This is a genomic window from Stenotrophomonas sp. GL_111 (assembly GCF_057835245.1).
The window spans coordinates 2357195-2377092 of the sequence record NZ_CM174421.1; the positions used below are offsets into that span (position 1 = coordinate 2357195).

At 68.7% G+C, this 19898-nt stretch carries 18 protein-coding genes; 8 read left to right on the forward strand and 10 right to left on the reverse strand.

Annotated features, from left to right (window positions below):
* Nucleotides 1-13: 13 nt before the first annotated feature.
* Genes AC3IPM_RS10500 through AC3IPM_RS10530 form a run of 7 tightly spaced genes read right to left on the reverse strand, consistent with a single transcriptional unit; the run spans nt 14 to nt 9664 of the window.
* Nucleotides 14-775, reverse strand: coding sequence for a 2,3-dihydro-2,3-dihydroxybenzoate dehydrogenase (locus AC3IPM_RS10500; RefSeq protein WP_489299793.1), 762 nt, complete (start codon nt 773-775; stop codon nt 14-16).
* Nucleotides 772-4710: an amino acid adenylation domain-containing protein gene (locus AC3IPM_RS10505; protein WP_489299794.1), complete on the reverse strand. Its 3939-nt coding sequence runs from the start codon at nt 4708-4710 to the stop codon at nt 772-774. Before AC3IPM_RS10505 ends, AC3IPM_RS10500 begins: the two co-directional genes overlap by 4 nt.
* A complete protein-coding gene (locus AC3IPM_RS10510) occupies nt 4707-4976 on the reverse strand; it encodes a phosphopantetheine-binding protein (protein WP_489299795.1) in 270 nt (89 codons plus the stop codon). Before AC3IPM_RS10510 ends, AC3IPM_RS10505 begins: the two co-directional genes overlap by 4 nt.
* Nucleotides 4973-5608: an isochorismatase family protein gene (locus AC3IPM_RS10515; protein ID WP_489299796.1), complete on the reverse strand. Its 636-nt coding sequence runs from the start codon at nt 5606-5608 to the stop codon at nt 4973-4975. The genes AC3IPM_RS10510 and AC3IPM_RS10515 overlap by 4 nt, the downstream gene beginning before the upstream one ends.
* Nucleotides 5608-7260 carry a (2,3-dihydroxybenzoyl)adenylate synthase gene (locus AC3IPM_RS10520; protein ID WP_489299797.1) on the reverse strand — a complete coding sequence of 551 codons (1653 nt, stop codon included), beginning with the start codon at nt 7258-7260 and terminating at the stop codon, nt 5608-5610. The genes AC3IPM_RS10515 and AC3IPM_RS10520 overlap by 1 nt, the downstream gene beginning before the upstream one ends.
* Nucleotides 7260-8468 carry an isochorismate synthase gene (locus AC3IPM_RS10525; RefSeq protein ID WP_489299798.1) on the reverse strand — a complete coding sequence of 403 codons (1209 nt, stop codon included), beginning with the start codon at nt 8466-8468 and terminating at the stop codon, nt 7260-7262. The genes AC3IPM_RS10520 and AC3IPM_RS10525 overlap by 1 nt, the downstream gene beginning before the upstream one ends.
* Nucleotides 8465-9664, reverse strand: coding sequence for an MFS transporter (locus tag AC3IPM_RS10530; protein WP_489299799.1), 1200 nt, complete (start codon nt 9662-9664; stop codon nt 8465-8467). Before AC3IPM_RS10530 ends, AC3IPM_RS10525 begins: the two co-directional genes overlap by 4 nt.
* 251 nt (nt 9665-9915) lie before the next feature.
* Here AC3IPM_RS10530 and atpC point away from each other — a divergent pair, with 251 nt between their 5' ends.
* The 5 genes from atpC (at nt 9916) to AC3IPM_RS10555 (ending at nt 14954) form a co-directional block, all read left to right on the forward strand.
* Nucleotides 9916-10371, forward strand: coding sequence for an ATP synthase F1 subunit epsilon (gene atpC / locus AC3IPM_RS10535; RefSeq protein ID WP_489299800.1), 456 nt, complete (start codon nt 9916-9918; stop codon nt 10369-10371).
* Between the two features lie 352 nt (nt 10372-10723).
* A complete protein-coding gene (locus AC3IPM_RS10540; protein ID WP_489299801.1) occupies nt 10724-13099 on the forward strand; it encodes a ribonucleoside-diphosphate reductase subunit alpha in 2376 nt (791 codons plus the stop codon).
* A 22-nt stretch (nt 13100-13121) separates the two neighbouring features.
* Nucleotides 13122-14162, forward strand: coding sequence for a ribonucleotide-diphosphate reductase subunit beta (locus AC3IPM_RS10545; protein WP_489299802.1), 1041 nt, complete (start codon nt 13122-13124; stop codon nt 14160-14162).
* 11 nt (nt 14163-14173) lie between these two features.
* The gene (locus AC3IPM_RS10550; protein ID WP_489299803.1) at nt 14174-14653 is read left to right on the forward strand and encodes a flavodoxin; all 480 of its coding nucleotides are present in this window, start codon (nt 14174-14176) and stop codon (nt 14651-14653) included.
* Complete coding sequence (locus AC3IPM_RS10555; RefSeq protein ID WP_489299804.1) at nt 14625-14954, forward strand: thioredoxin family protein; 330 nt, start codon at nt 14625-14627, stop codon at nt 14952-14954. Before AC3IPM_RS10550 ends, AC3IPM_RS10555 begins: the two co-directional genes overlap by 29 nt.
* Nucleotides 14955-14961: 7 nt before the next feature.
* Here the strand turns inward: AC3IPM_RS10555 and AC3IPM_RS10560 are convergent, their stop codons facing one another.
* Both AC3IPM_RS10560 and AC3IPM_RS10565 read right to left on the reverse strand, forming a co-directional pair.
* Nucleotides 14962-15291: a DUF3817 domain-containing protein gene (locus tag AC3IPM_RS10560; protein ID WP_489304098.1), complete on the reverse strand. Its 330-nt coding sequence runs from the start codon at nt 15289-15291 to the stop codon at nt 14962-14964.
* 142 nt (nt 15292-15433) lie between these two features.
* Nucleotides 15434-16195, reverse strand: coding sequence for an SDR family NAD(P)-dependent oxidoreductase (locus AC3IPM_RS10565; RefSeq protein ID WP_489299805.1), 762 nt, complete (start codon nt 16193-16195; stop codon nt 15434-15436).
* A gap of 100 nt (nt 16196-16295) precedes the next feature.
* Here AC3IPM_RS10565 and AC3IPM_RS10570 point away from each other — a divergent pair, with 100 nt between their 5' ends.
* The 3 genes from AC3IPM_RS10570 to AC3IPM_RS10580 all read left to right on the forward strand — a co-directional run bounded on the left by AC3IPM_RS10570 (nt 16296) and on the right by AC3IPM_RS10580 (nt 19315).
* Nucleotides 16296-17204: a LysR family transcriptional regulator gene (locus AC3IPM_RS10570; RefSeq protein WP_489299806.1), complete on the forward strand. Its 909-nt coding sequence runs from the start codon at nt 16296-16298 to the stop codon at nt 17202-17204.
* Nucleotides 17205-17375: 171 nt separating this feature from the next.
* Nucleotides 17376-18155, forward strand: coding sequence for a DeoR/GlpR family DNA-binding transcription regulator (locus AC3IPM_RS10575; protein ID WP_489299807.1), 780 nt, complete (start codon nt 17376-17378; stop codon nt 18153-18155).
* The gene (locus AC3IPM_RS10580) at nt 18152-19315 is read left to right on the forward strand and encodes an MFS transporter (RefSeq protein WP_489299808.1); all 1164 of its coding nucleotides are present in this window, start codon (nt 18152-18154) and stop codon (nt 19313-19315) included. The genes AC3IPM_RS10575 and AC3IPM_RS10580 overlap by 4 nt, the downstream gene beginning before the upstream one ends.
* 24 nt (nt 19316-19339) lie before the next feature.
* On the opposite strand, the gene AC3IPM_RS10585 is transcribed toward AC3IPM_RS10580, so the two are convergent.
* Complete coding sequence (locus AC3IPM_RS10585; RefSeq protein WP_489299809.1) at nt 19340-19618, reverse strand: EF-hand domain-containing protein; 279 nt, start codon at nt 19616-19618, stop codon at nt 19340-19342.
* Between the last annotated feature and the right edge of the window lie 280 nt (nt 19619-19898).

The window sequence follows — 19898 nt, forward strand, 5'->3', positions numbered from 1 at the left end:
CTGCACCCCCACCTCAACCGCGCAACGTCGCCCCACCGTCCACGTACAGATCGCTCATCGCGATATGCCCGGCCTGGTCGGACAGCAGGAACATCACCGCTTCGGCGATGTCCTGCGGGGTGGCCAGCTTGCGCAGCGGAATGCCCGCCTTGTAGGTCTGCGGATTGCCCTCGATCACCCGCTGGGCCCCGTCCGCGTCGGCCCACATGCCGGTCTGCATCGGCGTCAAGGTGGAGCCCGGCGCCACGATATTGCAGCGGATGCCGTGCGGGGCCAGCTCCAGGCCCAGGCAGCGGGTGAACATGGTGGCGGCAGCCTTGGAGGCCGCATACGCGGCCATGCCATGCCGCGGTACGCCCGCCGCGTTGGAACTGACCGTGACCAGCGCGCCGCGTTGACGGGGCTGCATCACCCGCGCCAGGGCCCGGCCGACATGGAACACCCCATCGGTGTTGACGGCGAACACACGTCGCCATTCCGCATCGTCGATCGCGCTGACCTCGCCCACCTGCAGCACCCCGGCTACATTGATACCGAAGCCGGTCGGTCCGAGCGTGGTTTCCGCCCAGGCCACCGCGGCATCCACCGCGGCGGCATCGCTGACGTCCACGGCGCGTACATGCAGGTTCGGGTGGGCGGGCAGCACCGGGGCCGCGCGATCGGTGGCGAGTACCACGCTGCCACTGTCCAACAGCAGCTGCACCAGCGCCGCACCAATGCCACCGGCCGCGCCGGTCACCAGCGCCACGGTGGTGTCGAATCCACTCAGTTTCATTGCATGTGCTCCTGTTGCGGAACGTCCCAGGCCTGCAACCGCGCTGACAGCCACGGGGCGATGCATGCCACCGCATCGCGTCCGGTCAGCTCGGCATGCAGGAACGGCAGTTCCATCGGTTCCACGCGCGTGGCATGTGCCTGCCACAGCGCCGATTGCAGCTGTGGGCGAAGGGCATGGTCGCGCCCGGCGCGGACATGGACCAGCGCACCGTCATAGCATGCGTGGTGGTGTTCGCGAATCAAGCGGTTGGTGCCGGTCACCGCGCGCACCACGCCATCGAGCACGATGTCCGGCAGGTTGCCCAGCGCACTGTCGCCGCGGCGCAGGAAGGCCAGGATGCGTTCGCGGCTGTCCAGCTCTGGGTGCGCCTCGGGGTCGTGCCCGGCAATCGCCAGCAGCGCCCGCAAGGCAGCGACAGGATCCGGGTCGGGCTCGGCCCGCCAGACCTCGCTGGGATACGCGTCGAGCAGCACCAGCAGCCCGACGTCGCGCCCCAACGCCTGCAGGTGCACGGCCATGGCCTGGGCCAGGATGCCGCCCACCGACCAGCCCAGCAGGTGCACCGGTCCATGCGGCTGCTGTGCCACCACCCGGTCCACGTAGGTGGCGGCCATCGCGGCGATGCTGGCGGGCAGCGGCTGCGTGGGATCCAACGCGGGCGACTGCAGGCCATGCACGTCGCGCGCGGGCTGCAGTGCGCGGGCCAGATCGCGGTAGTTCCAGGCGATGCCGCCAGCCGGATGCACCACGAACAGCGGTGCCCTGCCCGTTTCGCCTTCGCGCAGTGCGATCAACGGCGCCAGGCCATGGTCGGTGGCGCGGCGCGGCGCATCCAGCCGTGCCGCCAGCCCGGCCACCGTGGGCGTGGCGAATACCGCGCCCAGCCCCGGATCGTGCTGCCAGTGCTGCTGGATCGCCAACAGCAGGTGCACCGCGCTCAGCGAGTCACCGCCCAGGCTGAAGAAGTCCGCATCGGCGGCTACCGGCGCGCTGAGCCCCAGCACCTGGGCGAACAGCGCGGCCAGGGTCCGCTCGCTGTCGGTCGCCGCCACGCTACCACCACCGTCATCGCGGAGTGGCGGCGGCAATGCCGCACGGTCCAGTTTGCCGTTCGCGGTGACCGGCCAGTGCGTGACCACCACCACGGCGGCCGGCACCATGTAGTCCGGCAGGCTCGCCAGCAACTGGCGACGCAGCTGTTCGGTGTCCAGCACGTCGGCATCCGGCACCTCGGCCGACACATACGCCACCAGTCGGCGCTCGCCTGGCCGGTCTTCGCGCAACAACACTTCGGCGCGGGCGACAGCGGGCTGACCGCGCAACGCCGCCTCGATGTCCCCCAGCTCGATACGCAGCCCGCGCAGCTTCACCTGGTGGTCGCTGCGCCCGAGGTAATCCACCGCGCCATCGGCGCGCCAGCGCGCCACGTCCCCGGTGCGGTACAGCCGCCCGCCGGCCACATGTGGATCGGCGATGAATCTCTCGGCGGTCAGGTCGTCGCGGCCGAGATAGCCACGTGCCAATTGCACGCCGCCCAGGTACAGCTCGCCGGGCACGCCCACCGGCAGCGGACGCAACTGCGCATCCAGCACATACAGGCGGGTGTTCCAGACCGGGTAGCCGATCGGCACCGGGTCGGTGCGGTCATTGCGGCTGGCCGGCCACCAGCTGACATCCACCGCCGCTTCGGTCGGGCCATACAGGTTGTGCAGCGGCGCATCGAGCGTGGCATGGAAGCGGTCGCGCACGGTGGCCTCCAGCGCTTCGCCGCTGGTGAATACATGGCGCAGGCGCAACCCCTTTGCCGCCGGAACGGCCAGGAAAGCATCCAGCATCGAGGGCACGAAATGCAGCGTGGTGACGGCGTGTTCGCGGATGATCCGCGCCAGCGCCAGCGGATCACGGTGGGCGTCCGGTGGGGCGACTACCAAGGTGGCCGCACTGATCAGCGGCAGGAAGAATTCCCAGACCGACACATCGAAGGTGGCCGGGGTCTTCTGCAGGATGCGCGCGTCGGCACCGATGGCGTAGTGCGCGCGCATCCACAGCAGCCGGTTGACGATGGCACGGTGCTCCACCAGCACGCCCTTGGGCTCGCCGGTGGAGCCGGAGGTATAGATCACATAGGCCGCATCGCCCGGCTGTACGCTCGGCGCCAGTGTTTCGTCGCTGCTGCACGCCCAATCTGCCGGCGCCAGCAGCTGCTGGCCGGGGAAGCGCGCCGCGTCCGCGGCATCGGCCAGTACACAGGCCGGCTGCGCCGAGCGCAGGATGCGCCCCAGCCGTTCGTCGGGGTGGGCAAGATCGACCGGCAGGTACGCCGCACCCGCGCGCAGCACCGCCACCAGTGCCACCAACAGCTCCAGCGAGCGCGGCAGCGCCACCACCACCCGGGACTCGCGGCCGACGCCAGCGCGTTGCAGCTGCAACGCCAGCGCCCGGCTGCGCTGTTCCAGCTGCGCGTAAGTCATGCGCGCGTCACCGAATTCCAGCGCCGTTGCGCCGGGTGCACCTTGCATCGTGGCCAGCAACAGATCCACCAGGCTCACATCGGGCAGCGCATGCGCCGTCGCATTGACGGTATGCAGCAGGTGCTGTGCCTCGGCCGGCGTGGCCAAGGGGATGTCGCCGATGCGGCCGCCCTGCGCCTGCACCTCCAGCCCGGTGCTGACGAAGTGCAGCAGGCGGGTCGCATGCGCGGCAATGCCGTCAGCGTCGTACAGCGCCGGGTTGGCCTCGATCTCCAGCTCCAGCAGTGTTTGCCCGTCCCCGCGGAAGCCGATGCTCACATCGTCGACCGGCCCGGTACACAGCACCTCCAGCCGCGCCTGCACCCCGAGCAACGGCAGCGGCCGGTAGAACGGCTGCACATTGACCAGCGGCCCATGCAGCCGGCGCTGCGCACCGACCAGGCCGAGATCGCGGCGCAGCTGCTCGCCGCGGTAGCGGCCATGGCGGCGGCCCCGCACCAGGGCGCGCGCGGTCGTGCGCACGACCGTATCGATGCTGTCCTCGCTGGCGGCCACCCGCAGCGGCAACACGTTCATCACCATCGCCGGTACCCGCGCCGAAGCGCTGCCCAGCCGGCCCATGAACGGCACGCCCAGCACCACTTCGTCCAACGTGCTGATGCGTCGGCAGTATTCGGCGGCCAGCGCGGTCAACAGGTCCGGCCATGGCTGGCCGATCCGCTGCGCGGCCTGCTGGATGGCCTCACGCAATGCCGGTGTCAGTGGTTGCACCCACCGCACCGCATCGTCGGAGGCGGCGGCAAAGCCACCGCCCAATCCTTCCGCCGCCGGGGTGGCCTGCAGGTAGTCCTGCCAGTACGCGGCATCGGTGCTGCGGCGTTCACTGGCGCGGTACTGCTGGTCTTCCTCCAGCACCGGCAGCAACGGCGCCAGCGGCGCGGCATTGCCCTCCGGCGTGGCATACAGCGTACTGACGCGTTCGCTGAACAACGCCATGCCATAACCGTCGGTGGCCAGGTGATGCACGCGCAGGTACCAGACATGGCGCTGCGGGCCGAGCACGAACAGGCATTGCTGGGCCACGCGGTCGCGGCTGGGATCGACGGCGTGCAGCCGTTCGGCACGCATCGCCTCGCGCGCGGCGGCGTCCGGATCGGGGTGTCGCTGCAGGTCGACCACCTGCAGCTGCGGGCAGTGCGCCGGATCAACCCATTGCTGCGGCACGCCGTCGGCATCCACCGTGAAGCGCAGCGCCAGTGCGTGGGATTCCCCCGCCGCGCGGTTGGCCGCGCGCACGAAGGCGTCCACGTCCAGCGTGCCGTCGATCCACAGCGCATGCGCGGTATTGAATGCCGGCTGCGTCGGCGCCAGCCGCTGCGCGTACCACTGCCCGGCCTGCGCTTCGCTCAGCGCACGCGGCGCGGCGACATCCCCGGCACACGCCGCAGCCTGGGCACTCATGCGTCGCTGCTGACCTGGGCCTGCAACCGCTGCACTACGCCCCACCACGCGCCGAGCGTGGCGTGCTCGGCCAGGTGGCCGAACTCCAGCGGGATGCCGGTATTGCCCCAGCCCAGCACCAGCCCCAGCACCCGCATCGAATCCAGGCCGAGGTCGATCAGGTTGTCGTCGTCGGCCACCGCACCCGGTGCCTCGCCGAGCATCTCGGCCACATCGGCGCGCATGCGCGCCAGGGTCAGCGGGGCGGTGTTGGCCTGCGCACTCATTTCAAGGTCTCCAACAGGTGGTCGGTGGTCATCGGCACACCGCAGGTGCGCGCGATCCAGTGCAGCGCCAGGTCATGGTCGGCGCGTGAGAAGTCGGCAACGGCATCGGCGGCGATGAACGCTTCGATATCGCGCTGGAACGCCTCGGCTACCGTGGCGGTGCAGCCGATATGTGCATACACCCCGGTCACCAGCAGCTGATCGCGCCCGCGTGCGCGCATCATGGTTTCCAGATTGCTGCGCTGGAAGGCGCTGTAGCGGTGCTTGACCAGCACATGGTCGCCCTCGGCCGGTGCCAGTGCCGCGATGATCGCTTCGTGCTCGGCACTGGCACTCATGCCCGGGCCCCACAGGTCGGCCTGCAGGCCGCGGTCGCGACGGTCCTGGTTGCCGCGCTGGGCGGTGTAAAACACCGGAATGCCACGGGCGCGGCAATGCGCCAGCAGCCGCGCGATGTTGGCCACCGCCGGTGCCAGCGGTGCGGTGTCGGCGCCGAATGCGGCCAGGAAGTAGCGCTGCATGTCGTGCACCAGCAGCGCCAGCCGCTCGCTGCGGGGCTGCCAGGCGCCGCGCGGGGTGGGCAGCTCGGCCTGGGTCGGCAAGGGGTATTCGGCAATCTTCGGCAGCGCCATCAGCGCGGTCCTCCGTTGAGTTCAAGGTAGCGTTCGCGCAGCTGTGCGCGCAGTTCGCGGCGGCTGATCTTGCCCACCGCCGTGGTGCCGAAGGCATCAACGAAGACCACCTGGTCGGGCACCTTGAACGCGGCCAGGCCGCGCCCACGCACCCAGGCCTTGAGGCTGGCCGCCGTGGGCGTCTCGCCACGTGCGATCACGAAGGCGCAGCTGCGCTCGCCCAGGTAGGCATCGGGCATGGACACCACCGCCGCGTCGAACACGTGGGCATGCGCCAACAGATGGTCCTCGATTTCCTCGGCCGAGATCTTCTCGCCGGCGCGGTTGATGTGGTCACCCGCGCGCCCCTGCACCACCAGGTAGCCACCGGGCAGCTGCTGCACCATGTCGCCGGTGCGGTAGTAGCCATCCTCGGTGAACGCGCGCGCATTGGCGGCCGGATCGTTGTGGTAGGCACGGATCGTGTACGGGCCGCGGGTCAGCAGGTGCCCGGTCGCACCGGCCGCCACCGGATGGCCGTGGTCATCCACCACCAGCACCTCATCATCAGGTGAGATCGGGCGGCCCTGGCTGGTGATCACCAGGTCCACCGGATCGTGCAGGCGGGTGTAGTTGACCAGCCCCTCGGCCATGCCGAACACCTGCTGCAGCTGGCAACCGAGGCCATCGATGACCCGTCGCGCGGCTTCAGGCACCAGCTTGGCCCCGCCTACCTGCACCACCTGCAGGCTGGACAGGTCATGCGCGGTGGTCGCCGCGGCCTGCGCCCACAGCAGCGCCAGCGGTGGCACCAGGCCAACACAGGTGACCCGCTCGCGCGCGATCAGCGCGAACGCTGTGTCCGGGCCCGCGCCGGGGCTGAGCACTACCCGCGCACCGGCGTACAACGCGCCGAAGAAACCCGGCGAGCTCATCGGGAAATTGTGCGCGGCCGGCAGTGCCACCAGATAGACGCTGTCGCGGCCGATGCCGCAGATCTCATTGCTGGCACGGAACGAATAGATGTAGTCGTCGTGCGTACGCGGAATCAGTTTGGACAGCCCGGTGCTGCCGCCGGACAGCTGCAGGAATGCCACCGACTGCGGGTCGGGGTCGGCCGGCAGGCTCGCCGGATCACCGTCCAGCGCATCCACGGCGGCAAACTCGGCCGCCTCGCCGACGATCAGCACATGGACCAGGCCGGGCAGCTGCGCCTGCAGGTCGCGCGCCAGCGTGCGGTAGTCGAAGCCCTCGTACTGCGCGGCGGCCAGGTAGGCGCTGGCTTCGGCGGTACGCGCCACATGGGCCACTTCGGTCAGCCGGTGTGCCGGCAAGGCAAACACCGGCACCAGCCCGGCGCGGAACAAGCCGCACACCACGCTGACGAAGGCCGCCACGTTGCCGAGCTGCACCACCACGCGGTCGCCCGGGCGCAGCCCCTGTGCCAACAGGCCGGCGCCGATGCGGCCGGCTTCCGCCCATAACTGGGCGTAGCTCAGGCGGACGTCGCCGCCGACCACCGCTACATCATCCGCGTAGCGGGTAGCCCGCTCGCGCAGGAAACCCGGGAAGGTCTCACCACGCCAATAGCCCGCTGCGCGGTAGCGCGCGACCAGCGCCGGCGGCCAGGTCTGGCGCAGCGTCACGCGCGGGGATGCCACTGCAGATTCCATTACGACCCTCCATTGGGTTCGACCGGCGCGGCGTCATCGACGCCCAGCGCGGTCAACATGGCCCTGAACTTGGCCGCGGTTTCGGCCACTTCCAGCGCCGGTTGCGAATCGGCCACGATCCCCGCACCGGCATAGACGCGGGCCTGGCGGCCCTGCACGCGCGCGCAGCGGATCGCCACGTACCAGTCGCCATCACCGTGCGCATCGGCCCAGCCCACCGCGCCGGCATAGAACCCGCGCGGTACCGGCTCCAGCGCACGGATGGTGTCCAGCGCCAACTGTCGCGGCGTGCCACAGACTGCCGGGGTGGGATGCAGCGCGGCCACCAGCTGCGCCACCGGCGTGGCCGGATCCTTCAGCGTTGCGTCGATCTTCGTACCCAGGTGCCACATGCTGCTGGTGGCATGCAACGACGGCCGTGCGGCCGCGTCGATGTGCGTGCACCATGGCGCCAGGCCTTCCACGATCGCCTCGACCACATGGCGGTGTTCGTCATGGTCCTTGGCCGAGCCCAGCAGCGCCTGCGCCGCCTGTGCATCGGCCACCGGGTCCACGCAACGCCGCGCCGAACCGGCCAAGGGATGCGAGAGCACGCGGCTGCCACGCCGTGATACCAGCAGTTCCGGCGTTGCCCCGACCAGCCATGCCGGTGTGTCGATGTCTTCACCAACCTCGGCCGGCAACGGCACCAGATACGTCGCCACGCTGGGGTCCTGCCCCAATCGCGCCGCCAGGGCCTGCAGTGCAATCGGTTGCTCACTGTCCAGGCGCAGGCTGCGTGCCAACACCACTTTGTGCAGCGTGGCGGCGGCCGGCTGCAACTGGCGCAGCGCCTGCGCCACCGCATCGGCATAGGCCACCGCCGTGGGCTCGGCGAACACCTGGCCGCTGAACCTTGCAGCGGCGACCACGCTGGACGGCACCGCAGGTGCGTGCAGCGAGCGCGGCTGATACAGCGCATCCAGGCCGTCCGGATCAAACGGCAACGCGCCAACCAGCAGCGCCGGCCCTTCGCGTTCACTGGCGAAGAAACCGGCAACCCGCTCGGCCAGCGAGGCGGTCCCGCCGCGCACCAACCGGGCCCGACAGCCCTGTGCATGCAGCGTGTGCTGCGGGGCGCGCAGCACGAACTGCAGCGCGTCATCCGCCTGGACCATCGTGGTCATCAGCGTCTCGTCCGACAGCGACGGATGCAGCGCCTCGCTCATGCCGCACCCCGCGCACGATGCAGCACCGCCGCCAACGACAGCAGCGCCAGCAGCACCCCCACCAGCAGGTACGGTGCACTCGGCGCGCTGCGATACAGCAGCGTGCCCAGCATCGGCCCGATCACCATGCCCAGCCCCTGCACCGCAGCCACGGTACCGGCGGCCGCGCCCTGCTCGTCTGCCTGCACCGAATCGGCGGCCAGCGCCTGGAACGACGGAAACACGAAGCCCATGCCGAACGCGGCCAACGCATAGGTCAGCAGCAGTTGCCAGGGGGCCTGCACCAACGCGACCGAGGCGAACCCGATCGCGGACACCAGCGCCCCGATCGCGATCCAGCGCCGCGGCGGCACGCCCTTGAGCTTCATCACCAGCACCTGCGCGAGGATCAACCCGACCCCGACTGCGGTCAGCGCCAACCCGGCCACACGCGCGCCATCGGCGGGCGACAAGCGCAGCCGGTCGATCGCAAAGAAACCCACCGTGACCTGGGCGATGGTCACCGAGATCATCGCCGCGAACACCGCCAGAATCGGCAGCCGCAGCCGCGGGTCGGTCCAGGCCATGCGCGGCCGCGGCCCGCGTTGGCTGGGCGCGGCCGGCGTGGTCGCGGGCAGGCGCCAGGCGATCACCAACAGCGCCAGCAGCGGCAGCACCGCAGCCACATACAAGGTCAGCGAGAGGTCATGGAAGGCGATCCAGCCCGCTGCCGCCGGGCCCAGCACCATGCCCATCGCGTTGGCGGTGCCCAGCTTGGCCATCGCCCCGGCACGCTGGCCCGGCGCGGCTTCGTCGGCCACCATCGCCGCTGCCGTAGGCGGTACGGCCGCATAGAACAGGCCCACCAGGGCGCGCGTGCCCACCAGCGCCACCACCGACACCCACAGCGTCGGCGGTGAGCGCAGCGCGGTATCGACGAACATCGCCATCACCGCATAGATCACCACATAGGCCGCCAGTGCGATCAACAGCACCCGCTTGCGCCCGATGCGATCGCTCAACCGGCCCCAGCCACGCGCCGAGAGCATCCACAACACCCCGGCCGCCGTGACCGACAGTCCCGCATGCCACTCGGACAGACCGAGCAGGCGCACCACCGGGCCGATCACTGCCACGAACGCCATCATCGCCATCGTGCCGACCAAGGCGGCGAATACCAGCGCCGGCAAACCGGATACCACCGAACGTGCTTGCATGACCACCACTGCCAATCAGATAGGAACACGCACGGCCTTGTGCACCGTGCGGCGATTGATCGGCTTCGACGACTCGAGGATCGACGTGGCTATCACCGCAAATGATAACACCTCGCATTTGCATTTTCCGTGCGGCGCCCGCCAGCGTTCATCTGCATGGCGTGTTGGCATGCGGATGGCGTGCGCGCCTCAACGCCTGCCATACATCGCCCCGACTAAGCTGGAGTCCCTCCCCTTTTCGGGACCCCGTCATGCCCTCGGCGCCCCCCGCCGCCAGCGCCCTCGCCATCGCTGATGCCCCAGGTTTCCCCCTGCAGGTGATCAGCCTGTCGGCCGAGCTGTGGAATGGCGACGTGCGCGAAATCGGCCTGCCCGGGAGTGAGGGCCGGTTCGGGGTCATGCTCGGGCATACCCCGCTGCTGGCCACGCTGCGCGAAGGCATGCTCTCGATCTACCCGCTGGCCAAGGAACCGCCGCTGCACATCTATGTCTCCGGCGGCTATGTCGAAGTGCAGCCCGGCAAGGTGATCGTCATGGCCGACCTCGCCCTGCGCAGCGCGGATATGGATCAGGCCCGCGCCCGCGCCGCGCAACAGACCGCGACCTCGCCGATGGCGCGTGAATTCACCGATCCGGATTACGCCCGGCTGCATGCCGAGCTGATGCACCAGCACCACCTGCTGCTCAAGCCACCGCACTGGAAGTAAGCGCCTTTTCGCCCGGCCCGGCGCACGCGCGCCGCGCCCTCACGCGTGCGGCGTTTGGTCACGCTCGGCACCGCCTCAACCCAACATATGATGTTGACGATGAGGCAGACCCACACTATGTTGTGTTCATCGGCTCCCCGCTTCCGCCAGGCCCGGTTCCTCGTCGCGCCCCTGCATGCCCTTCCGGCTGCACCGCGCGACCACCCGAACGGCCCCTGGAAGCCAGCCCGTGGTCCCCGCTCCGCAGCGACCACCACGCCCTGCCACCGCAGGCGCCCGCCTCCATGACGCCCACCCGGCCGCCGCGATGCCCGCATCGCGTCACGACACCCGCGCCCTGCATGGACTCCCGATGAGCAACGAAGACACCGCCGTCAACGACACCCCCTCCGCCCTGGAACCGAATGCCGGCGCCAGCACCGACGGCCCGTGGGTCAGCAAGGAGGGCGGCAACCGACGCATGCCGTTCGACCAGGCCCGGCTACTGCGCTCGATCCAGGCCGTGCATGCCGAATTCCCGCAGCTGGACCTGGCCGACTACCAGCGCAGTGCACTGGCGCTGATCCATCGGCGCGAACAGCTCAGTGCCGACGAGCTGGTCGACCTGCTGATCCGCGAAGCCGAGTCGCGCATCGATCTGGTCGCACCGGACTGGGAGCAGTTCGCCGCACGCCTGTACCTGCGCCGGCTGTACAAGCGCGCCAGCAAGAACCGCTTCTACGACGCCAGCCTCAAATACGGCTCCTACGTGGGGCTGCAGGAAAGCCTGGCCGACCGCAACGTGTATTCGATCGACATCCTCAAGGCCTATTCCAAGGAAGAACTGGAGGAAGCCGGCAGCATGATCGAGCCCGAACGCGACACGCTGTTCGCCTACAACGGCCTGTACCTGCTGGCCACGCGCTACTTGGCCACCGACCAATCGCGCGCGGTCTATGAATTGCCGCAGGAGCGCTGGCTCACCATCGCGCTGTACCTGATGCAGCACGAGCATGAAAGTGGCGACCGCACCCGCGCCCGGCGCATGCGCCTGGTCCGCGAGGCGTACTGGGCGCTGTCCCACCTGTACATGACCGTGGCCACCCCGACCCTGGCCAACGCCGGCAAGGTCGGCGGCCAGCTGTCCTCATGTTTCATCGATACCGTGGACGACAGCCTGCAGGGCATCTACGACTCCAATACCGATGTGGCGCGCGTGTCCAAGCACGGCGGCGGCGTGGGCGCCTACCTGGGCTACGTGCGCTCGGCCGGCGCCGCCATCCGTGGCGTGGCCAACTCCTCTGGCGGCGTGGTGCCGTGGATCAAGCAGCTCAACAACACCGCCGTGAGCGTGGACCAGCTCGGCCAGCGCAAGGGCGCCATCGCGGTGTACCTGGACATCTGGCACCGCGACATCGAAAACTTCCTCGACCTGCGCCTGAACAATGGCGACCAGCGCCTGCGCGCGCACGACGTGTTCACCTCGGTGTGCCTGCCCGACCTGTTCATGGAAGCGGTGGAACGGCGCGGCGACTGGTATCTGTTCGATCCCTACGAAGTGAAGCGGATCAAGGGCTGGTACCTGCAGGATTTCCATGACGAGCAGCGCGGCCAGGGCAGCTTCCGTGACCGCTATGCCGAGGTGGTGGCCGATGAGCGGATCAGCCGCCGCACGATCAAGGCCATCGACCTGTTCAAGCGGATCATGGTCAGCCAGCTGGAAACCGGCAACCCCTTCATGTTCTACCGCGATGAAGTGAACCGGAAGAACCCCAACAAGCATGCCGGCACCGTGTACTCCAGCAACCTGTGCACCGAAATCCTGCAGAACATGAGCCCCACCCGCCTGATCCAGGAAATGATCAGCGGCGACCAGATCGTCACCACCCGCCAGGCCGGCGACTTCGTGGTGTGCAACCTGTCTTCGATCAACCTCGGCCGCGCGGTCACCGCCGCGCCGGACCTGTTGTCCGCCGACGTGCTGGAACGGCTGGTGCCGATCCAGGTGCGCATGCTCGACAACGTCATCGATCTCAACCAGCTGCCGGTGCCGCAGGCCACCATCACCAACCGCAAGTACCGCGCGATCGGGCTGGGCACGTTTGGCTGGCACCACCTGCTGGCGCAGCAGCAGATCCACTGGGACGCGACCCAGGCCGAGGACTACGCCGACACCCTGTACGAGCGCATCAACTACCTGGCCATCCAGGCCAGCATGCGCCTGGCCGAAGAGAAGGGCCGCTACAGCGCCTTCCTCGGCAGCGACTGGCACACCGGCGAGTACTTCCGTGCGCGCGGCTACGACAGCCCGGCCTGGCAGGAACTGGCCGCCCAGGTCGGCGTGCACGGCCTGCGCAACGGCTGGCTGCTGGCGGTGGCACCGAACATGAGCACCGCGCAGATCGCCGGCTCCAGTGCCTCGATCGACCCGGTCTACGCCGCGTTCTACTACGAGGAAAAGAAGGACTTCCGCCGCCCGGTTGCCGCGCCCGGGCTGTCGCTGGAGACCTACCCGTATTACGAAAAGGGCGCCTACCGACTGGACCAGTTCGCCAGCATCCGCCAGAACGCGCGCCGCCAACGCCACGTCGACCAGTCGATCAGCTTCAACCTGTACGTGCCCAGCACCATCCGCGCCAGCACCCTGCTCGCGCTGCACATGAGCGCCTGGCGCGAAGGCCTGAAAACCACCTACTACGTGCGCTCCAACGACATCGACATCACCGAATGCGAATGGTGCGGCAGCTGACGGCCGCAACAAGGACACCCCCATGGCAACCCCGCTCGAACGCATCAAAATCCTCGAACCGCGCCACCCCAACCGCTCCACCGGCATCATCAACGGCCGCACCAGCGGCATCCTGAACTGGAACGACATCCCCTACCCCTCGTTCTATCGGGCGTACAAGGAGCTGTCGACCAACTTCTGGATCCCCGATGAGGTCGACATGAAGGGCGACGCCCGCCAGTACGGCGAGCTCAACGCGCGCGAGAAGAACGCCTACGACTCGATCATCGGCCTGCTGGCCACGCTGGATTCGCCGCAGACGCGCTACATCTACAACGTCGCCGAATACATCACCGACCCCGCCGCGCATGCCAACGCGGCGATCATCGGCCAGCAGGAGGTGATCCACAACGAAAGCTACAGCTACGTGCTGGCCTCCATCGCCGGGCTGGCCGACCAGAACCGCGTGTTCGAGATCGCCCGCACCCACCCCACCATCCTGGCGCGCAACCAGCCGATCATGCAGTCCTACGACGACTTCATGCGCGAGAAGACCGCCGAGACGCTGATCCGTTCGCTGATCCAGTCCTCGATCCTGGAGGGCATCAATTTCTATTCCGGCTTTGCGTTCTTCTACAACCTGGTCCGGCAGAACCGCATGACCGGCACCGGCAAGATCATCAGCTTCATCAACCGCGACGAACTGGCCCATACCAAGTTCATCAGCGAACTGATCCGCGCCATCGTCGGCGAGAACCAGCAGCTGCAGGGCGACCAGCTCACCGCCTACGTGCATGACGCCTTCGAGCACGCCATTGCGCTGGAGACGCGCTGGACCGGCGAAGTGCTCGATGGCATCGACGGCATCGACGTTGATGAAATGATCCGCTACGTGAAGTACCGCGCCAACAAGATGGCCGGCATGCTCGGCATCGAGAAGCTCTACAGCGACACCAACGTCAATGTGATGCCATGGATCAAGGCCTACGCCGACAACTTCACCGAAACCAAGACCGACTTCTTCGAGATGCGCAACGCCAGCTACAAGAAGACCAATTCGGACAACGGTTTCGACGACCTGTAAGGCCAACCCGCATGCAGATCCTGATCGCCGTCGCCTCGCTCAGTGGCAACACCCGTGAAGTGGCGCGGCAGATCGCCGCACACTGCACGCGGCGCGGCCATACGGTGGATTGGATCGAGGTGGAGTGCGCGGCCCACCTGCAGCACCTGCAACCGGCCGCGCTGTACCTGCTCGGCTCCTGGAGCGACAACGCCGGGCGTACCCCCGGCGACATGAAGGACTTCGTGGCCCTGCTGCGTGATCGTATCGGCCTGCCGGAACCGCCACGGGTTGCGGTGTTCGGCACCGGCGAAACCCAGTGGGGGCTGGAGTATTACTGTGGCGCGGCACACCGGCTGGCGCGTTTCTTCCATTCCCCCCATCCCGTGCTGGAGATCGAGCAGATGCCGCATGGCAGCGACGACCGCCGCACCATCCAGCACTGGACCGACCAGCTGCTCACCCAGATCGAGACCCTGCCCGATGCTGACCCTGCACGCCACTACGCCTGACGACTACCACGCTGCCCTGCGCACCCACGCCACCGTGCTGGTGGACTTCCACAAGGACGACTGCCCCGCTTGCCGGATGCTGGACATGTCGCTGGCCAGCTTCGCCGACGCGGCCCAGGCCGAAGGCGTGGTGCTGCTCAAGGTCAAGCTGGAAACCATCGGCGAGGTGTTCTTCCGCAGTCTGGGCTTGCGCCAGACGCCCACCCTGAGCGTGGTCCGTGACGGTCACGAAGTGGCGCGGCTGGCCGGTTACCAGTCGCCGCGCCAGATCAGCGCGGCGCTGGCGGCGGCAACCGCGTAGGTCCGCCTCAGTTGCCCGACGTGGCGCTGGCCAGCGCGCGATCGGCGCGGTCGGCAAGCAACCCACGCCGACGGAACCACATCTCCAGCGGCAGCGTCACCAGCGGCGGCACCGCAGCGGCGATGGCCAGCAGTGCAGCCCACCACGGCCAGCGCAGGCGCACGGCGGCCAGCACCGTCACCACGCCGTAGGCGATGAACGCAAAGCCGTGCAGGCGACCGAAGATCGTCACCCCCATCGTGGTGGTTTCGGTGACGTACTTGAGGAACATGCCGACCAGCAGGCCGGCCCAGGTCAGTGCTTCGATGAAGGCCACGGCGGCGAACACGCGGCCCATCGGACTGATCGGGGGAAGGGATTTCAAAACGGCGTCGCCTTGGCAGTGAACGGGGCCGTCATGATAGCCCGCCCCGCGCGAATGCTAACCGTTCGCATGTTGCAGACCGCGCCTGCGGCAGGCCGAGGCGCGGCACGTTGCCTCAGACGAACATGCCGCCCGACGCTTCCACCCGCTGCGCATTGACCCACTGGGTGTGCGGCGACAGCAGCGCCACCACCACCGGGCCGATGTCATCGGGCTTGCCGGCCCGGCCCAACGCCGTGTTGCCCGCGACCATCGCATTGATCTGCGCGTTGTCACGCACGCGGCCACCGCCGAAGTCGGTTTCAATCGCGCCCGGCGCCAGCGTGTTGGCACTGATTCCGCGCGCGCCCAGCTCCTTGGCCAGGTAGCGGCTGAACACCTCGATGCCGCCCTTCATCATCGCGTACGCCGCACTGCCCGGCAGGGCGAAGCGCGACAGCCCGCTGGACACGTTGAGAATACGGCCACCATCGGCGATCAGCGACAGCAACGCCTGGGTGAGGAAGAACGGCCCCTTCAGGTGCACCGCCACCGCCAGATCGAACTGCGCTTCGGTGGTGTCGGCAATCGGCGCATACAGGCCTTCGCCGGCGTTGTTGAACAGGCCCTGCAGGCCGTCCACGCCCCAGTCCTGCAACTGCGCGCGCACCGCCGTGGCAAACGCGGCGAACCCGCGGCTGTCGGCCATGTCCAGCGGCAGTGCCGCCGCCCGCTGGCCGAGCGCCTGGATCTGCGCGACCACCGCCTGCGCGGCGTCGGCCTGGCTGCGGTAGGTGAAGATCACATCGGCGCCATCGGCAGCCAGCGCCAGTGCGGCATTGCGGCCCAGGCCGCGGCTGCCACCGGTCACCAGAACCACACGGTTCGACTTGCTCATGTCCATCTCCTGCGTTGGGGTAGTGGCCAGACTATTGATATTGCAGAACCACATAAACCGCGCGATCCTGATTTGACTGTCCATACAGAGTGACCAATCGATGGATCGCCTCGATCAGCTGCGCAGCTTCCTGCGGGTCGCCGAACTGGGCTCGTTCACCGGTGCGGCTGACAGCCTTGGCCTGCCCAAGGCCAGCGTCTCACTGGCGGTGCAGCGGCTGGAGGCCGAGGTCGGCGTGCAGCTGCTGCACCGGACCACGCGCCGGGTCCAGCTCAGTGCCGACGGGGCGCAGTTCCAGCAGCGCGCGCGTGACCTGCTCGACGACATGGAAGAGCTGCAGGGCATGTTCCGCCGCGACACCGGCCAGCTCAAGGGCCGCCTGCGGGTGGACATGTCCAGCGGGCTCGCACGGCAGCTGGTGATTCCGCACCTGCCCGGGTTCCTGGCCCGCCACCCCGGGCTGGAGATCGAACTGAGCGGCACCGACCGCCGCGTCGACCTGGTCCGCGAGGGTTTCGACTGCGTGGTGCGGGTGGGCACGCTGGATGACAGCAGCCTGGTCGCGCGCCCGCTCGGGGTGATGCATATCGTGAACTGCGCCAGCCCGGCCTACCTGGCCGCGCGCGGCACCCCACGGCAGTTGCAGGACCTGGACCAGCATGCGCTGGTGCATTACGTCGGCACGCTGGGCCAGCGCTCGCCGGGCTTTGAGTATTTCGATGGCCAGCGCTACCGCAGCCGGCCGATGGGCGGTGCGGTCACGGTCAACAGCGGTGAGGGCTATACCGCGGCAGCGCTGGCCGGGCTGGGCATCATCCAGGTGCCGCGGCTGGGTGCCCAGCAGGCCTTGGCCAGCGGCGCGCTGGTCGAAATCCTGACGGCACTTCCGGCCGAGCCGATGCCGATCACCCTGCTCTATGCGCAGCGCCGCCACCTGCCAAGGCGGGTGGCCGCCTTCATGGACTGGCTGGCGGCGCTGGTGGCGCCGGTGTTGCAGCGCGACGGCTGACGTGCGCACGACCAGGCGCCCGAACATGCGTCTTTGCGCACGTTAATGCATTATTCAATGCATGGTTTGCTATGATTCGGGCCTGATGTACGCGCAACACCCGCCATTCGTGCAGCTTCATGCACGCCACCGGCGGCGGCGCGATCAACCCACTCCCTTGCGAGACCTGCCATGACCGCCCAGGACGCCCTGCCCGGCGAACGCCAACAGACCATCCTGCGCCTGCTGCGCGAACAGGGCCGCGTGTTCTCCGCGCAGCTGGCCACGCAGATGCAGGTGTCCGAGGACTCGATCCGCCGCGACCTGCGCGAACTGGCCAACCAGGGCCTGTGCCGCAAGGTGTATGGCGGCGCGTTGCCGGCCACGCCGAACTTCCCGCCGTTGGCCGCGCGCCATGAACAGCAGCGCGATCGCAAGCTAGCCCTGGCCCGGGTTGCCGCCGCCCAGGTGCTGCCCGGCGAGATGGTGCTGCTCGACGCCGGTTCGACCAACAGCGCGATCGCCGCCTGCCTGGCCCAGCATCAGGGCATTCGCGTGGTGACCAATGGGCCGGATATCGCACTGGCACTGATCGTGCGTACGGGCATCGAAGTCACCCTGATCGGCGGCCGGGTGGACCCGCGGGTCGGCGCCACGCTGGGCGCGCAGGCCCTGGAGGCGATTGCCGCGCTGCGGGTGGATGTGGGCTTCATCGGTACCTGCGCAGTCGATGCCGAAGCCGGTATCTGGGCGGTGGATGGAGAGGAGGCCGCACTCAAGCGTGCGCTGCTCGCGGCCAGCAGCCGCTGCATCGTGGTGGTCACCAGCGACAAGCTCGGCGCACAGGCGGCACATCGCATCGGCGCGGTCGAGCAGATCGACCTGTTGGTGCTCGAAGCCGATGCACCGCAGGCGCAGGTTGAGGCGTTCGGTCGGCGCGGTGTTGAAATCCTGCGCGCGGCCCACGCATGACCCCTGCCCCGATGTCGCCGCGGGCAATGCCTGCCACGCTGCGTGCGCGTACCGAACAGAACGCCACCCGCGCCGCGTTCTTCCTGCCCGGTTTCGCCACCGCTGCATGGGCGCCCCTGGTGCCGTTCGCCAAGGCCCGCACCGCGCTCGATGAGGGCACGTTGGGGCTGGTGCTGCTGTGCCTGGGCGCCGGATCGCTGCTGGCGATGCCGCTCGCCGGCATGCTCGCCGCGCGCCACGGCTGTCGCGCGGTGATGGTGCTGACCTTGCTGATGGTGATCGCCAGCCTGCCGCTGCTCGCCCTTGCGCCGTCGCCGTGGACGCTGGGCGCGGCCCTGTTCGTGTTCGGGGCCGGCGTCGGCGCGTGCGACTGCGTGATGAACCTGCAGGCGATCATGGTCGAGCGCGACAGCGGCCGGCCGATGATGTCCGGCTTCCACGCGTTCTACAGCATCGGCGGTGCGGTCGGCGCCGCGGCGATGACCGGCCTGCTCACCCTGCACCTGCCGCCCTGGCTGGTGTGCCTGTTGGTATCAGCGGTGATGGCCGCGCTGCTGGCGCTGTCGCTGCCGTACTGGCGCGACGACAAGGCCCCCTCCGATGCGCCGATGTTCGCCATGCCGCACGGCATCGTGCTGGCCATCGGCGTGCTGTGCTTCGTCGCCTTCCTCGCCGAAGGTTCGGTGCTGGACTGGAGTGCGGTGTTCCTGCACGACGTGCAGCAGGTGGATCCCTCGCGTGCGGGCCTGGGGTATCTGGCCTTCGCCGTTGCCATGACCGTGACCCGGCTGGTCGGTGACGGCGTGGTGGCACGGCTTGGCCGCCATCGCGCGATCGTGCTCGGCGGCCTGGTCGCCGCGCTCGGTTTTGCCATCGCCACGTTCTCCCCCGGCCTGGGCATGGCCCTGCCCGGCTATGCACTGATCGGGGTCGGCTGCGCCAATATCGTGCCGGCGCTGTTCTCGATGGCCGGTAACCAGAAGGCAATGCCGGAAAGCCTGGCCATTCCGGCCATCACCACGCTGGGCTATGCCGGCGTGCTGGCCGGCCCGGCGCTGATCGGCTTCGTGGCGCATGCCAGCAGCCTGGTCATCGCCTTCTGCCTGGTAGCCGCCGCACTGGTGCTGGTGGCGCTGGCCTCACGCTGGGTGCGCGCCTGAGCCCCCGGCGTTCACCGGCGGGCGTTACTTCGCGCCCGCCGCGTGCGCGGCATGCTCGCACTTGGCGTATTCGTCGCGGCTGATCTTCTGATCCTTGTCGGCATCGCACTTGCGCAGCCGCGCCGCCACCGCATCGGGGTACACGTCCACTTCGTGCAGGGTGACGATGCCGTCCTTGTCCTTGTCCAGTTCATTGAACGCAGGCAGCGGCGACATCGGGGCCGCCTTGGGCGCGGTGCCGGCGAAGGCTGCCGTGGTCAGTGCCAGCGACAGCAGTACCGAATGGAATGCAATGCGGGTCATCGAAGGAATCTCCAGGCAGGGCCCCGGACCATCCGGGGCCTGCGCAAGCCTGGACCCGACCGGGCGTTGCCGGGCGTGAACATGCACGCGCCGATTGCCACGGCGGTTTAACACCCCGACCCACCCACACGGCAGCACGCGCAACGGCCGTACCGCGGCGGCCGCCTGGATAGCTGAACAGCCCTGACAATGCGGCTGATTCCCATTTACGGTAGGATCCGCCGGCTTTTCCCCAGCGGCCCCTGCGCGCCTTTGCCGTGCGCCCCGGCCCTGCCCCCGC

Bases quoted from the DNA above. Each gene is read 5' to 3' on its own strand.
- AC3IPM_RS10565 (WP_489299805.1), bottom strand. From the start codon at position 16,195: ATGAGCAAGTCGAACCGTGTGGTTCTGGTGACCGGTGGCAGCCGCGGC.
- AC3IPM_RS10515 (WP_489299796.1), bottom strand. From the start codon at position 5,608: ATGGCGCTGCCGAAGATTGCCGAATACCCCTTGCCGACCCAGGCCGAG.
- AC3IPM_RS10540 (WP_489299801.1), top strand. From the start codon at position 10,724: ATGAGCAACGAAGACACCGCCGTCAACGACACCCCCTCCGCCCTGGAA.
- AC3IPM_RS10555 (WP_489299804.1), top strand. From the start codon at position 14,625: ATGCTGACCCTGCACGCCACTACGCCTGACGACTACCACGCTGCCCTG.
- atpC (WP_489299800.1), top strand. From the start codon at position 9,916: ATGCCCTCGGCGCCCCCCGCCGCCAGCGCCCTCGCCATCGCTGATGCC.
- AC3IPM_RS10560 (WP_489304098.1), bottom strand. From the start codon at position 15,291: ATGGGCCGCGTGTTCGCCGCCGTGGCCTTCATCGAAGCACTGACCTGG.
- AC3IPM_RS10550 (WP_489299803.1), top strand. From the start codon at position 14,174: ATGCAGATCCTGATCGCCGTCGCCTCGCTCAGTGGCAACACCCGTGAA.
- AC3IPM_RS10505 (WP_489299794.1), bottom strand. From the start codon at position 4,710: ATGAGTGCCCAGGCTGCGGCGTGTGCCGGGGATGTCGCCGCGCCGCGT.
- AC3IPM_RS10570 (WP_489299806.1), top strand. From the start codon at position 16,296: ATGGATCGCCTCGATCAGCTGCGCAGCTTCCTGCGGGTCGCCGAACTG.
- AC3IPM_RS10580 (WP_489299808.1), top strand. From the start codon at position 18,152: ATGACCCCTGCCCCGATGTCGCCGCGGGCAATGCCTGCCACGCTGCGT.
- AC3IPM_RS10520 (WP_489299797.1), bottom strand. From the start codon at position 7,260: ATGGAATCTGCAGTGGCATCCCCGCGCGTGACGCTGCGCCAGACCTGG.
- AC3IPM_RS10510 (WP_489299795.1), bottom strand. From the start codon at position 4,976: ATGAGTGCGCAGGCCAACACCGCCCCGCTGACCCTGGCGCGCATGCGC.
- AC3IPM_RS10585 (WP_489299809.1), bottom strand. From the start codon at position 19,618: ATGACCCGCATTGCATTCCATTCGGTACTGCTGTCGCTGGCACTGACC.
- AC3IPM_RS10500 (WP_489299793.1), bottom strand. From the start codon at position 775: ATGAAACTGAGTGGATTCGACACCACCGTGGCGCTGGTGACCGGCGCG.
- AC3IPM_RS10575 (WP_489299807.1), top strand. From the start codon at position 17,376: ATGACCGCCCAGGACGCCCTGCCCGGCGAACGCCAACAGACCATCCTG.
- AC3IPM_RS10530 (WP_489299799.1), bottom strand. From the start codon at position 9,664: ATGCAAGCACGTTCGGTGGTATCCGGTTTGCCGGCGCTGGTATTCGCC.
- AC3IPM_RS10545 (WP_489299802.1), top strand. From the start codon at position 13,122: ATGGCAACCCCGCTCGAACGCATCAAAATCCTCGAACCGCGCCACCCC.
- AC3IPM_RS10525 (WP_489299798.1), bottom strand. From the start codon at position 8,468: ATGAGCGAGGCGCTGCATCCGTCGCTGTCGGACGAGACGCTGATGACC.